12 protein-coding genes are annotated in these 13,006 nt (G+C 70.7%); 9 read left to right on the top strand and 3 right to left on the bottom strand.

Annotated features, from left to right (window positions below; all coding sequences use genetic code 11):
• The first annotated feature begins 290 nt into the window (after positions 1–290).
• From ABTX18_RS32875 to ABTX18_RS32845, 7 genes are all read left to right on the top strand, one after another.
• Positions 291–1,376, top strand: coding sequence for an ABC transporter substrate-binding protein (locus tag ABTX18_RS32875; RefSeq protein ID WP_352126468.1), 1,086 nt, complete (start codon positions 291–293; stop codon positions 1,374–1,376).
• A 99-nt stretch (positions 1,377–1,475) separates the two neighbouring features.
• Positions 1,476–3,089 carry a sugar ABC transporter ATP-binding protein gene (locus tag ABTX18_RS32870; protein ID WP_352126467.1) on the top strand — a complete coding sequence of 538 codons (1,614 nt, stop codon included), beginning with the start codon at positions 1,476–1,478 and terminating at the stop codon, positions 3,087–3,089.
• A complete protein-coding gene (locus ABTX18_RS32865) occupies positions 3,086–4,060 on the top strand; it encodes an ABC transporter permease (RefSeq protein WP_352126466.1) in 975 nt (324 codons plus the stop codon). The genes ABTX18_RS32870 and ABTX18_RS32865 overlap by 4 nt, the downstream gene beginning before the upstream one ends.
• A complete protein-coding gene (locus tag ABTX18_RS32860; RefSeq protein WP_352126465.1) occupies positions 4,057–5,097 on the top strand; it encodes an ABC transporter permease in 1,041 nt (346 codons plus the stop codon). The genes ABTX18_RS32865 and ABTX18_RS32860 overlap by 4 nt, the downstream gene beginning before the upstream one ends.
• A 97-nt stretch (positions 5,098–5,194) precedes the next feature.
• Positions 5,195–6,214, top strand: a complete 1,020-nt coding sequence (locus ABTX18_RS32855) for a LacI family DNA-binding transcriptional regulator (protein WP_352126464.1) — start codon at positions 5,195–5,197, stop codon at positions 6,212–6,214.
• Positions 6,215–6,304: 90 nt separating this feature from the next.
• Complete coding sequence (locus tag ABTX18_RS32850; RefSeq protein ID WP_352126463.1) at positions 6,305–7,384, top strand: aldose epimerase family protein; 1,080 nt, start codon at positions 6,305–6,307, stop codon at positions 7,382–7,384.
• Positions 7,385–7,436: 52 nt separating this feature from the next.
• A complete protein-coding gene (locus ABTX18_RS32845; protein WP_352126462.1) occupies positions 7,437–7,853 on the top strand; it encodes an acyl-CoA thioesterase in 417 nt (138 codons plus the stop codon).
• Between the two features lie 7 nt (positions 7,854–7,860).
• Here ABTX18_RS32845 and ABTX18_RS32840 read toward each other — a convergent pair whose 3' ends face one another.
• Positions 7,861–8,463 (bottom strand): YdeI/OmpD-associated family protein, encoded by a 603-nt coding sequence (locus tag ABTX18_RS32840; protein WP_352126461.1) that lies wholly within the window; start codon positions 8,461–8,463, stop codon positions 7,861–7,863.
• A gap of 148 nt (positions 8,464–8,611) precedes the next feature.
• Between ABTX18_RS32840 and ABTX18_RS32835 the strand changes: the two genes are divergently transcribed.
• Positions 8,612–8,980: an ArsR/SmtB family transcription factor gene (locus ABTX18_RS32835; protein WP_352126460.1), complete on the top strand. Its 369-nt coding sequence runs from the start codon at positions 8,612–8,614 to the stop codon at positions 8,978–8,980.
• Positions 8,981–9,034: 54 nt separating this feature from the next.
• On the opposite strand, the gene ABTX18_RS32830 is transcribed toward ABTX18_RS32835, so the two are convergent.
• Positions 9,035–10,408, bottom strand: coding sequence for an FAD-dependent oxidoreductase (locus ABTX18_RS32830; RefSeq protein ID WP_352126459.1), 1,374 nt, complete (start codon positions 10,406–10,408; stop codon positions 9,035–9,037).
• A gap of 126 nt (positions 10,409–10,534) precedes the next feature.
• Positions 10,535–11,203, bottom strand: a complete 669-nt coding sequence (locus ABTX18_RS32825; protein WP_352126458.1) for a DUF305 domain-containing protein — start codon at positions 11,201–11,203, stop codon at positions 10,535–10,537.
• 175 nt (positions 11,204–11,378) lie between these two features.
• Here ABTX18_RS32825 and ABTX18_RS32820 point away from each other — a divergent pair, with 175 nt between their 5' ends.
• Positions 11,379–12,869 (top strand): LVIVD repeat-containing protein, encoded by a 1,491-nt coding sequence (locus ABTX18_RS32820; protein ID WP_352126457.1) that lies wholly within the window; start codon positions 11,379–11,381, stop codon positions 12,867–12,869.
• Positions 12,870–13,006 lie beyond the last annotated feature (137 nt).

Here is a 13,006-nt window from a genome sequence, read left to right as displayed (position 1 = left end):
GGTGCGGCGGCAACCGGTGCAGTGGGAGTCACCCGCCGGTGCCGGGCGACTCCGAGCGCGTTCCGGAAACATCGACCGGACTCTTGCCGCCCGTGTCGAGGCGCCTGTATAACGTTGTAAATCGAGCCGCCGAGAGGCCGCGCAGAATCTCACGACCGCAGTTCTTCCAGCCGGCGGGCCCGTGAGGAATGCGGCGACACCAGCCACCGAGCGGCAGCCGATGCCTCGTCCAGCCATGCCCGACCGCACGCCCATCGGCGTGCCGTCAATCCGCCAAGGAGCTCCCGCGCATGATGATCCAGCGTCGAACCCGTACCCTCGCCGTGGCCTGCCTCCTCGCCGCCACCGCCACGCTGGCCGCCTCCGGCTGCTCCAAGTCGGAGACCTCGGACACCGCCACCACCGACAGCAGCCAGGGCGCGCAGGCGGCCAAGACCCCCGAATCCTCCTCCGGTTCGGGCTGCTCGCTGCAGACCTACGGCGCGCCGAAGCTGGACCTGAAGGACGCCGTGGTCGGATTCTCCCAGTCGGAGAAGGAAGCCAACCCCTTCCGGATCGCTGAGACCCAGTCCATCAAGGACGAGGCCAAGAAGGCCGGCGTCAAGAAGCTGCTCACCACCAACGCGCAGTCGCAGCTGTCCAAGCAGATCAGCGACATCCAGGACATGCTGTCCCAGGGGGCCCAGTTCCTCATCGTCGCCCCGCTGAACTCCGACGGCCTGGAGCCGGCCCTGAAGGCCGCCGCCGACAAGAAGGTCCCCGTCCTCACCATCGACCGCAAGGTCAACGCCTCCGCCTGCAAGGACTATGTGGCGTTCCTCGGCTCCGACTTCGTGGAGCAGGGCAAGCGTGCGGCGGACGCGATGATCAAGGTGACGGGTGGCAAGGGCAAGGTCGCCATCCTCCTCGGCGCCTCGGGCAACAACGTCACCACCGACCGCACCAAGGGCTTCGTCGACCAGCTCAAGGCCGAGGCCCCGGGCCTGGAGATCGTCGCCCAGCAGACCGGTGAGTTCGCCCGTGACAAGGGCCAGCAGGTCATGGAGCAGCTCATCCAGTCCAAGCCCGACATCACCGCCGTCTACGCGGAGAACGACGAGATGGGCCTCGGTGCCGTCACCGCGCTCAAGGCCGCCGGGAAGAAGCCCGGCAAGGACGTCAAGATCGTCTCCATCGACGGTACCCGTAACGCCGTACAGGCCCTGGTCAACGGCGAGTACAACGCCGTCATCGAGTCGAACCCGCGCTTCGGCCCGCTGGCCTTCGCGACCGCCCAGAAGTTCTACGGCGGCGAGGAGATCCCCGAGAACGTCATCATCACCGACCGCGCCTACGACGAGTCCAACGCCAAGGCGTCACTCGGCGGCGCGTTCTGACAGCCCGAGTTCCCACCGCCCGGCCGCCGTGGCCCTGCCAGAAGGTCACGGCGGCCCCCGGGCCCGCACCCTTGGAAGAGCGGAAGGCCAAGAACAGTCATGGCACCACCTGAAGCAGTACCGCAGCCGGCCCCCGCCCAGGAGGCATCCGCACCGGCCGCGGCCGTCCTGGAAGCCCGCTCGGTGAGCAAGCGCTTCCCGGGCGTCGTCGCCCTCGACGACGTCTCCTTCTCCCTGCGCGCCGGGGAGACCCACGCACTCGTCGGGGAGAACGGGGCCGGAAAGTCCACCCTGATCAAGGTGCTGACCGGCGTCTACCGGCCCGACGGGGGCGAACTGCGGCTGGCCGGTCGGCCGATCGCGTTCGCCCGGCCGTTCGAGGCACAGCAGGCCGGCATCTCCACGATCTACCAGGAGGTGAACCTCGTCCCGCTGATGAGCGTGGCGCGCAACATCTTCCTCGGCCGTGAACCCAAGAACCGTTTCGGCCTGGTCGACTTCGCCCGGATGCACCGCGAGACGACCGGACTCCTCGACGGCTTCGGCGTACGCGTCGACCCGAAGCGGCCCCTGCACACCCTGGGCATCGGCACCCAGCAGATGGTCGCGCTGGCCCGGGCCGTCTCGGTCAACGCCCAGGTCGTCATCATGGACGAGCCCACCTCCTCGCTGGAGCCGCGCGAGGTCGAGACCCTCTTCCGCGTCATCGGGGACCTGCGCGCACGCGGCATCGCCGTGCTCTACGTCAGCCACCGCATGGACGAGCTCTACCGGATCTGCGACCGCGTCACCGTGCTCCGCGACGGCCGGCACATCCACACCGGGGACCTCGCGGGCCTCGACCGCATGCAACTCGTCTCCATGATGCTCGGCCGCGACCTGGCCGAGGTGCGCCGCGACGGTGTCACCAGCTTCGGTTCCGAGGGCCACGACGCCTCCCGTACGCCCGTACTCACCGCGACCGGCCTCTCTCGCGACCACCAGCTCCACGACATATCCCTGTCGCTGTACGCGGGAGAGGTGCTGGGTCTCGGCGGGCTCCTCGGCTCCGGCCGCAGCGAGACCGCGAAGGCCCTGGCCGGCGCGCTCGCCCTGGACTCCGGCGCACTGAGCATCGGCGGACGCACCCTGCGCCGCCTCACCTCGGCCGGCGCCATCCGGGCCGGCATCAGCCTGCTGCCCGAGGACCGCAAGGCCGAAGGCATCGTGCCCGGCCTCTCCGTCCGCGAGAACATCGTGCTGGCCGCGATGCCCCGTCTGTCCCGTGCCGGCATCGTCTCCCGCGCCAAGCAGGACCGCATCGTCGACATCTTCATGAAGCGGCTGCGGATCAAGGCCGCGAGCCCCGAACAGAAGGTCGGCGAGCTCTCCGGCGGAAACCAGCAGAAGGTCCTGCTGGCCCGCTGGCTCTGCCTGGAGCCCAAGGTCCTGCTGCTCGACGAACCCACCCGCGGCATCGACGTCGGCGCCAAGGCCGAGGTGCAGAGCCTCATCGACGACCTCGCCCGCGAGGGCCTCGCCGTCCTGCTCATCTCCTCCGACATCGAAGAACTCATCGAGGGCGCCGACCGCATTGTCGTCCTGCGCGGCGGCGCGGTCGCGGGCGAACTGTCGGGCGACGAGGTGGCCGAGAGCCATCTGCTCGAAGTGCTCGCCGACCACTCACCGGCGCCCGCGGGAAACACCCCTGCCGCCAAGGAGGACCCCCGATGACCCAGGCCGCACTCTCCACCCCCGCGACCCGCCCACTGGCACGGCTCCGCGACCCCGCCTGGTACCAGGAATACGGCGTCTATCTCGCCGTCGCGGTCGTCCTTCTCTTCAACGCCCTGTTCACCGAGCACTTCATGACCGCGGACAACCTCCGCACCCAGCTCGTGCAGGTCGCCCCCATCGTCATCGTCGCCCTCGGAATGGCGCTCGTCATCGGCACCGAGGGCGTCGATCTCTCCGTCGGCTCCACCATGGCGCTGGCAACCGCCCTCCTGCCGCTGTACCTCGGGTACGGGCTGGTGCCCGCCCTCGCCCTGGCGCTGCTGGCCGGCGCGGTCGTCGGAGCGGTCAACGGCTCACTGGTCTCGCTCGTCGGGCTGCAGCCCATCGTCGCCACCCTCGCCCTGTTCGTCGGCGGCCGGGGACTGGCCCTGGTCCTGGCGGACGGTCAGCTCAAGCAGATCGTCAACCCCGACCTGCTGTCGCTCGGCACCGGTTCCTTCCTCGGGATCCCGCTGGTCGTGCTCATCGCGGGCGTCCTCGCGGCCGCCGTCGCCTTCCTCGTCCAGCGCACCACCTTCGGCCGCCAGGTCGTCGCCATCGGCGGCAACCGCCCGGCGGCCGCCCTCGCCGGACTTCCCGTACGGCGCGTCCTCATCGGTGTGTACGTGCTCTGCGGCGTCCTGGCCGCCCTGGCCGGCATCCTCGCCACGGCCAGGCTCACCGCCAGCGACCCGTCCTCGCTCGGCACCCTCATGGAACTCTCCGCCATCACGGCGGTCGTCGTCGGCGGCACCCCGCTGAGCGGCGGCTCCGTCCGGGTGCTCGGCACGGTCGCCGGCGCCCTGCTGATGCAGCTGCTGCGCGCCACCCTCGTCAAGCACGACCTGCCCGACTCCACCGCACAGATCGCCCAGGCGGCCATCATCATCGCCGCCGTCTACGTCGCCCGGGAGCGTCGGTCCCGATGAACCAAACCTCACCTGCCCCCGTGGCCCAGGTCCCGCGCAAGACACCGCCGGCTGCCGCCGGCGGCGGCACACCCCGCCCCGCGGGCGGGCAGCGCATCGCCGAACTCCTCCAGCGCCAGGGCGTCCTCGCCGTCCTGCTCACCGTCGTGATCGTCGCTTCCTTCATCTACCCGACGTTCGCCACCCTGGACAACGCCCGCGGCGTGAGTGTCCAGGCGTCGTTCCTCGCCGTGGTCGCCCTCGGCATGACCATGGTCATCATCACCGGTGGCATCGACCTGTCCGTCGGATCCGTCTTCGCCCTGGGCGGTGTGCTCGCCGCATGGGCCTCCCAATGGGGCTTTCTCGCCGCTCTGTTCGTCCCGCTCGTGGTGTGCGGTGCGATCGGACTGCTCAATGGGTTCCTGGTGGCCCGCGCGGGGATGGCGCCGTTCATCGTCACGCTCGCCACCTTGCTGGGGGCGCGCGGTCTGCTCCTCGCGTTCACCGACGAGGGCGCCACCACCTATCTGGTCCCCAAGGGATCCGCCTTCGCCGAACTCGGACAGGGCAGCGTATGGGGCTTCGGCTACCCGATCCTGATCGCCCTCGTGCTGTTCGGCACCGGCGGACTGGTCCTCCAGCGCACCTCGTTCGGCCAGACGCTCTTCGCGGTCGGCGGCAGCAGTGACGCGGCCACGCTGATGGGCCTGCCCGTCGCACGTACCAAGATCCTCGTCTACACGCTCAGCGGGCTGCTGGCCGGACTCGCCGGTGCGCTCAGCGCCGCCAGGCTCTCCTCCGGCGTGACCATCGTCGGCGTGGGCATGGAGCTCGACGCGATCTCCGCCGTCGTCATCGGCGGCACCCTTCTGATCGGCGGTGCCGGATCGATCAGCGGCACGCTCTGGGGCGTCCTGCTGCTGGCCGTCATCCAGAATCTGATCAACCAGATCGGCTCGCTGAACTCCTCCTACCAGTCGGTTGTCAGCGGAGGGTTCCTTATTGTTGTCGTCGTGGCCCAGCGGTACCTGTCGCGCAGCCGCAGAACCACCTGAACCGGTGCCGGGGCCCGCCGCCCCGGCACCGTTTGCAGCCGAACCGGCGGAGCCGGGCCACCGCGCGCCAGCGCGACAAGTCGATCCAGGGAGTGTCGTGGGCGTCAGCCTCAAGGACGTTGCGCAACGGGCGGGCGTGTCCATCAAGACCGTGTCGAACGTGGTGAACAACTATCAGCACGTCACACCGAAGATGCGCGCCAAGGTCCAGCAGGCCATCGACGAACTCGGCTACCGGCCGAACCTCACCGCACGCCATCTGCGCAAGGGCCGCACCGGCATCATCGCCCTCGCCGTCCCCGAATTCGGCAACCCCTACTTCGCGGAGCTGGCCGGCGAGGTCGTCGACGCGGCGGCCCGGCACGACTACACCGTGCTGGTCGACCACACCGGCGGCCTGCGGGAGAAGGAACTCCTGGTCAGCCAGGGATTCCGGTCCCACGTGATCGACGGCCTCATCCTCAGCCCGATCCACCTGGAGACCGAGGATCTGATGGCCCGCACCGAGACCGCGCCCCTGGTGCTGCTCGGCGAGCGCGAGTACGAGGCCCCGTACGACCACATCGCCATCGACAACGTGGCCGCGTCCCGCGAGGCCGTGCGCCACCTCATCGACCACGGGCACCGCCGGATCGCCTTCCTCGGCTCGCGCACCGGACGCGAACGCCAGCCGGCCCATCTGCGGCTGCGCGGCTGGCGCGAGGAGCTCGCCGCCGCGGGCATCGAGGCCGACGAGTCGCTCGTCGTGGTCACCGACGGTTACGGCCGTGAGGACGGAGCCGCCGGCATGGCCGCCCTCCTGGACCGCGGGGAACGCCCCGACGCCGTGTTCGCGTACAACGACCTCATCGCCATCGGGGCGATGCGCACGCTCTCCGAACGGGGGCTGCGCATCCCCGAGGACGTGGCCGTCGTCGGATTCGACGACATCGAGGAGAGCCTCTACGGGGCCACCACGCTCACCACGGTCGCCCCCGACAAGGAGGCGATCGCCCGGCTCGCCGTCGACAGCCTCGTCGAACGCCTCTCGGGCGACCCGGTGTCCGAACCCCGGCGGCCCCGCCCCGGCTACCGCCTCGTCGTCCGGGAGTCCACCGTGCCCCGGCCCCCCGCGTAGACCGGGATACGCCACCCCTTCCGCAGGATCACCTGTCCAGGCCCGCCGTCCTCGCCCCGCCGGGCCGTCCGTTCGTCGCAAGGATCTCTGATGCCTCGCCCCACCGTGACCCGCACACCGTTCGGCGCCCACGCGCACACGGACGTCGACCTCTGGACCCTCGACTCCGGCACCGGGGTCCGGGCCGAGATCCTCACCTACGGCGGCATCCTCCACCGTCTCACCGTGCCGGACACCGGGGGAGCACCCGCGTCCGTCGTACGGTCGCTCGCCTCCCTCGACGACTACGCGGGCAAGAATCCCTTCTTCGGCGCCCTCATCGGCCGCTTCGCCAACCGCATCGCGCACGGCCGCTTCATCCTCGACGGAGCGTCGTACCGTATCCCGGCCACCGACCGGGGCCACGCCCTGCACGGCGGCCCCGAGGGCTTCCACACCCGCCACTGGCAGGCCGCCGGCGCGGCCACCGACACGGCCGCGACGCTCCGGCTCACCCTGCACAGCCCCGACGGCGACATGGGCTTCCCCGGCGCGCTGGACGTCGCCGTGACGTACACCCTCGACCGGGCCGGCACCCTGGCCCTCGACTACACCGCCACCACCGACCGCCCCACCGTCGTCAACCTCACCAACCACGCCTACTTCGACCTCACCGGGCAGGGCGACATCCTCGGGCACACCCTCCAGGTGGACGCCGGCGGCTATCTGCCCGTCGACGACGAGGGCATCCCGGAAGGCCCTGCCGCGGCGGTGCGCGACACCCCGTTCGACCTCACCGCCCCGCACCGCATCGGGGAGCGCATCGCACTCCCGGACGAGCAACTGCGCCGCGCCGGAGGCTTCGACCACTGCTGGGTCCTCGACGCGCCCGCGACACCGGGCGGCCTGCGCCGGGCCGCCCGGCTCACCGCCCCCGGCGCGGAGCGGATCATGGAGGTGTGGACCACCGAACCGGGCATCCAGGTCTATACCGCCAACCAGCTGGACGGCACCCTGTCCGCCCCCGACGGAGGGCATCACGCACGGCACAGCGCCGTCTGCCTGGAGACCCAGCACCTGCCCGACTCGCCCAACCGCCCCGGCCACCCCGCCACCGTCCTGCGCCCGGACGACGTCTTCTCCAGCCGCACGGAGCTGAGGTTCCCGCACCTCACCACGGCAACCGACTGACGGGCGGGGCGGGCGGGGGAATGCGGGAATGGAGCCGGCTGTTCCGACGTTCATGACCTTTTTCGTGGACGTGACCGTACGGGGCTACGAGCTCGATACGCAGGGACATCTCAACCAGGCCGTCTACCTCCAGTACGCCGAGCACGCGCGCTGGGAACTGCTGCGTGCCGCCGGACTGCCCCAGGAGAAGCTGCTGGCCGACGGAGTGGGGCCCGTCGCGCTGGAAGTCACGGTCAGGTTCCGCAAGGAGCTGCGGGGCGGCGAACGGGTGCGGGTGTCCTGCCGGTTCGACTACGGGCAGGGCAAGACGTTCACGGTCGCCCAGCAGATCCTCAAGGAGGACGGCACGGTGGCGGCCGAGATCACGGGCGTGGCGGGCGTCCTCGACCTGACGACGCGCAGGCTGGTCGCCGACCCGGCCGGCCGGCTCGCCTCGCTCGCCAAGGACCCGGAGCTGCTGAGCGGCTGACCGGGCGTCAGCGGATCTTCCGGCCCGCCGCCAGAGAGGCCACCGCCTTCTGGAGGCGGCCCGCCCTTACCTCCGGGGTCGTGGCCGTCATAAGACGCAGGAGCACCAGATAGCGGTCCGATCTGCCGAGCCCCTCGTAGAAGAGCCGCGCCGGCTCGTTCGCCTCCAGGGCAGCGGCGAGATCGGCCGGGACGGTGGCCCTGCTCTGCGAGGGGTACGCGGACTCCCACCGCCCGTCCGCCCGCGCCAGCTCGACCTCGGCGAGACCCGCCGCGCGCATCCGCCCCGCTTCGGTGAGCGCACCCACCTTCTCCACGTTGATCAGCGACCAGGGGCTCCGGCGCCGGCGGGGCGTGATCCGCTGGAGGTAGTACACCTCGTCGAAGGACTTGCGCTGCCCGTCGATCCAGCCGAAGCAGAGTACGGAGTCGATGACCTCGGCCGCGCTCACCGACTGGACACCGGAGTGGCGCTTGGCGATCTTCAGCCAGATCCCGGTCCGTTCGGTGTGGTGCTTCTCCAGCCATGATTCGAGCTCGGCGGCCCCCGCGAAGGGACGTGCGTTCTCAGGGGTGTCCGGGAGGTGAGGGGTGTCCTGGGGGTCCGGCATCCGACTGCGCCTCCTTGAGGGGCCGGGCCGGTGCCCGGCAGCGGGACCACGCTAGCCACTCTTCAGGCCAGATCCTGTCCTATTGCGCTCCAACTACGACAGGTCTCGTATCATGGAGGCCCCGGACGAGCGACGATGCGGAGCGACCGTGACCCCTGCCAGCGCCACCGGACCGGCAGCCGGCGCTCGTACGCTGGCCCACCCCGCGCGCGACGAGATCAGGCTCGAGTCGGTCCTGCACGCGCTCTCGGACCCGGTACGGCTGTGCATCGTCCGCGAACTGGCCGCCGCCGCCGACGAGCTCACCTGCTCGCGGTTCGACCTTCCGGTGACCAAGTCCACCAGCACCCACCACTTCCGGGTGCTCCGCGAGAGCGGCATCGTCCAGCAGATCTACCGCGGGACCGCCAAGATGAACGGGCTCCGGCGCGAGGATCTGGAGGCGCTCTTCCCCGGGCTGCTCGACCGCGTGCTGGAAGCGGCGAACCTCCAGGCAGGCCGCCTCGGCGAGGACTGACCGCCCAGGGCCGGACGGGCGGCCCCGCAATTGCCCCGTCCATCACCCCGTCCATCACCCCGGTACGTCGCCGCGTGCCGCGTCCAGCAGTCCCGGCCAGTCCGGGATCTTCACCGGCCCCCGGCCGAGCGACCGCCCCAGCGCCGCCTCGGCGCGCTCGATCGCCAGCCAGCCGTCCCACTCCACCGGCCGCAACCCCCACGACCGCAGCACGGCGAGGGGGTCCTGGGCCGACGGCCGCGCGGCCAGCAGCGGCGCGTCCTCGATCAGCGACGCCACGGTTTCCTTCGCGCACGAACGGTTCGACCCGATGACACCCGTCGGACCGCGCTTGATCCACCCCGCCACGTACTCCCCGGGCGACGGCACGCCGTTCCGCAGCACCCGTCCGGCCCGGTGCGGCACCGTGCCGTGCACCGCGTCGAACGGCAGCCCGGTCAGCGGCATGCCCCGGTAGCCGACCGCTCGCAGGACGAGTTCGGCGCCGATCTCCTCGTACGCACCCGTGTCGCGCACCCCGCCGTTTCCGTCCGGGGCCGTACCCGCGAACCGGACACCGGCCACCCGGCCGGCCCGCTCCATCAGTTCGACCGGGCGCAGGAAGAACCGCAGCCCGATGGTCCTGGGGCGGCTGTCACCCGTCCCCGGCGGACCGCCGGCCCAGCCGCGCAGCACGTCGAGATTGCGCCGGACGATCGCAGGCAGCGGCGCGGAGCCCGCCGCCGCGTCCCCGTACGCCGGGTCCAGGGCGAGCTCCGCCGGGTCCACGACCATCCGGGCCCCGGGGAGCGAGCCGAGCTCGCGGAGCTCCTTGGTGGTGAACCGGGCCTGGGAGGGGCCCCGCCTGCCCGCCATGTGCACCTCGCGCACCCGGCTGCCGGCCAGCACGCCGAGTGCGGGCTGCGGCACATCGGTGGGGCGCAGTTCGTCGGCGCCCCGTACGAGGATCCGCGCTACGTCGACCGCCACGTTGCCGACCCCGATCACGACGGCCGAACGCGCCCGCAGCGCGAAGAGACCCTCGGCCGTGTCCGGGTGGGCGCTGTACCAGGAGACGAACTCGGTCGCCGAATGGCTGCCGGGCAGCTCCTCGCCGGGGATGCCCAGCGGGCGGTCCGTGGCCGCTCCGACGCAGTAGACGACCGCGTCGTAGAGCTCGCCCAGCCGCTCGGGCGGTACTCCCTCCCCGCCCACGGCGACATTGCCGACGAAGGTGACGCGCTCGTGCTCCAGGACGGTCCGCAGACTCTGCTGGAGCGATTTGATCTTCTCGTGATCCGGCGCGACGCCGTACCGCACCAGTCCGTACGGACAGGGCAGCCGGTCCAGGACATGCACCCGCACATCGGGCACCAGGGTCTGGGCCACCAGGGCCTGGGCGGTGTAGATCCCGCTGGGGCCGGAGCCGACGACGGCGACACGGAGCACGGCACACCTCTTCCTTGAGGGTGCCTCCAGCATCGCACCGGTGGGCCCGGCGGGGGAGAGGCGCGCCCCGACCTCCTGGGGGCAGTGCGTCCTTCAGCGGCCCGGCGCCCTCAGGGTCCCCGCCCCTCAGGATGAGAGGGCGCGCATCCGGTCGATCTCGGTCGTCTGCTGGGCCACGACATCGCCGGCCATCTCCTCGACCTGCACGTTGTTTCCCTCCGAGAGGACCTCGGTCGCCATGGTGATCGCACCCTGGTGGTGCGTGATCATCAGCTTGAGGAACAACTGGTCGAACGCGGTCCCCTTCGCGGACTTGAGCTCCTGCAGTTGTCCGGCCGTGGCCATGCCGGGCATCGCGCCGTGCTCGTGCTTGCCGGACTGCCCGGAGCGGCCGTGACGGGTCAGCCACCCCTGCATCGCGCCGATCTCGGGCTGCTGGGCGGCGGTGATGCGCTCGGCGAGCCTCTTGACCGTCGCCGAACGGGAACGGGCGGGCACGAGTCCGGTCAGCTCCAGTGCCTGGGCGTGGTGCTGGATCATGAGCTGCACATACCGGACGTCCGCCGAGTTGGGGCTGTCCACCCCGGCCTCCTTGACGGCCTGTGAGGGGGAGAGCGTCCGTGCGGGTTCGCCCGGCTTCCCGGGTGCCACCACCGAACCGGCTCGGTGCGCCTCGGACTTCGAGCCGCTGTCGCCGCTGCCCGCGTCACATCCGGACGAGGTGAGCACGGCTGCCGCGACGGCCGTGCCGAGGACGATGCCGCGCAGCCGCTGGGCCTGACGACGAATCAACAAAGCGACCTCCGTGGACACATGGACGGTTGCGCTCTGTCCTAGCACGTCGACGCACAGCTTTGATCAAAAACTTTCATTACGTCTCTGTTGCCATCTGTTGGGATGCCCATGGCAAGGACGATACTGCCGGAGTCCGTGAACCGGCCAACTACATATACATCCATGGGAGGACGCAGTGACCTCGTTGCACACCACCCCGGTGCGGCGCAGACGTCTGGGCGTGGCGGCAGCCGCCGCCGGGCTCTTCGCCACTCTGCTGATGGCCGGGCCCGCGGCCGCGACACCCGACCCCGGGGACGCGACCGCGAGCCGAACCGATCTCTCCGCCAGCCAGGAGGCGGAGGCGACCGCTGCGATCGCCGGCGGTGAGATACCCGGCGTGGACGAGATCGTCCACAGCCGCAACATCACCCACCTCGCCAATGTCCCCAAGGACGCGCTCCAGGGGCTGAACACGGACCTGGCCTTCCAGGGCAAGTACGCCTTCGCCGGAAACTACGACGGCTTCCGGATCTTCGACATCAGCAACCCGAAGGTGCCCCGCACGATCGCCCAGGTCCTGTGTCCCGGATCGCAGAACGACATCTCCGTCTCCGGGAACCTGCTGTTCCTGTCCACGGACTCCTCGCGCAGCGACAACTCGTGCAGCAGCACCACCCAGCCCGCCACGGAGAAGTCCTCCTGGGAGGGCATGAAGATCTTCGACATCAGCGACAAGCGCAACCCGAAGTACGTCGCCGCCGTCGAGACCGCGTGCGGATCGCACACCCACACGCTGGTTCCCGAGCGCAGAGACGTCTACGTGTACGTCTCCTCGTACTCGCCGAACACGACGTTCCCCGACTGCCAGCCGCCGCACGACGGGATCTCCGTCATCAAGGTGCCGCGCAACGCGCCCGAAGAGGCCCGCATCGTCAACTTCCCGGTCCTCTTCCCGGACGGCGGCAACCCGGGCGCTCCCACCAACCCGGGCGTCTCCAAGACCACGGGCTGCCACGACATCACCGTGCTGCCGTCCAAGGACCTGGCGGCCGGCGCCTGCATGGGCGACGGCCTGCTGTTCTCCATCGAGGACCCGGAGAACCCGAAGATCATCGACCGGGTGCAGGACAACGTGAACTTCGCGTTCTGGCACTCCGCGACGTTCAACCAGCGGGCCGACAAGGTCGTCTTCACCGATGAGCTCGGCGGCGGCGGCGCGGCCACCTGCAACGAGGAGGTCGGCCCGAAGCGCGGCGCCGACGGCATCTACGACATCGTCGGCAGGGGCGAGAACCGCAAGCTCGTCTTCCGCAGCTACTTCAAGATCGACCGCCCGCAGGCCGACACCGAGGTCTGTGTCGCCCACAACGGTTCGATCATCCCGGTCAAGGGCCGCGACCTGATGGTCCAGGCCTGGTACCAGGGCGGCGTATCGGTGTGGGACTTCACCGACTCCTCCCACCCCCAGGAGATCGGCTTCTTCGAGCGCGGCCCCGTCAGCACCGACGCGGTCACCACGGCCGGCCCGTGGTCGGCGTACTACTACAACGGCTACATCTACTCCAACGACATCGCCAAGGGCTTCGACGTCCTGAAGATCGACGACCGGCGGACCGATCCGGCGAAGCGGGTGCGGACGGACGAGCTGAACGTCCAGACGCAGCCGGACTACTTCGACCGCTGAGGCCGCTGAGGCGGCAGCGCAGGCCGGCAGCCGGCCGCTGAGTCGGGCGGCCGGCTGACCGCGACAGCACACGGCCGGTCCCGCCCCGGGGGCCCCCCCCGCGGGCCCGGCCCGGGCGCCGCCCGCGGGGGCGGAGA

It is taken from the genome of Streptomyces sp. NPDC096323 (assembly GCF_040302845.1).
Lineage (GTDB): Bacteria > Actinomycetota > Actinomycetes > Streptomycetales > Streptomycetaceae > Streptomyces.
This window is presented reverse-complemented; position numbering and strand designations above follow the sequence as displayed.

What these genes read in the sequence shown, in the direction of transcription:
- ABTX18_RS32875 (WP_352126468.1), top strand. Translation starts at nt 291, where the DNA reads ATGATGATCCAGCGTCGAACCCGTACCCTCGCCGTGGCCTGCCTCCTC.
- ABTX18_RS32870 (WP_352126467.1), top strand. Translation starts at nt 1,476, where the DNA reads ATGGCACCACCTGAAGCAGTACCGCAGCCGGCCCCCGCCCAGGAGGCA.
- ABTX18_RS32865 (WP_352126466.1), top strand. Translation starts at nt 3,086, where the DNA reads ATGACCCAGGCCGCACTCTCCACCCCCGCGACCCGCCCACTGGCACGG.
- ABTX18_RS32860 (WP_352126465.1), top strand. Translation starts at nt 4,057, where the DNA reads ATGAACCAAACCTCACCTGCCCCCGTGGCCCAGGTCCCGCGCAAGACA.
- ABTX18_RS32850 (WP_352126463.1), top strand. Translation starts at nt 6,305, where the DNA reads ATGCCTCGCCCCACCGTGACCCGCACACCGTTCGGCGCCCACGCGCAC.
- ABTX18_RS32845 (WP_352126462.1), top strand. Translation starts at nt 7,437, where the DNA reads ATGACCTTTTTCGTGGACGTGACCGTACGGGGCTACGAGCTCGATACG.
- ABTX18_RS32840 (WP_352126461.1), bottom strand. Translation starts at nt 8,463, where the DNA reads ATGCCGGACCCCCAGGACACCCCTCACCTCCCGGACACCCCTGAGAAC.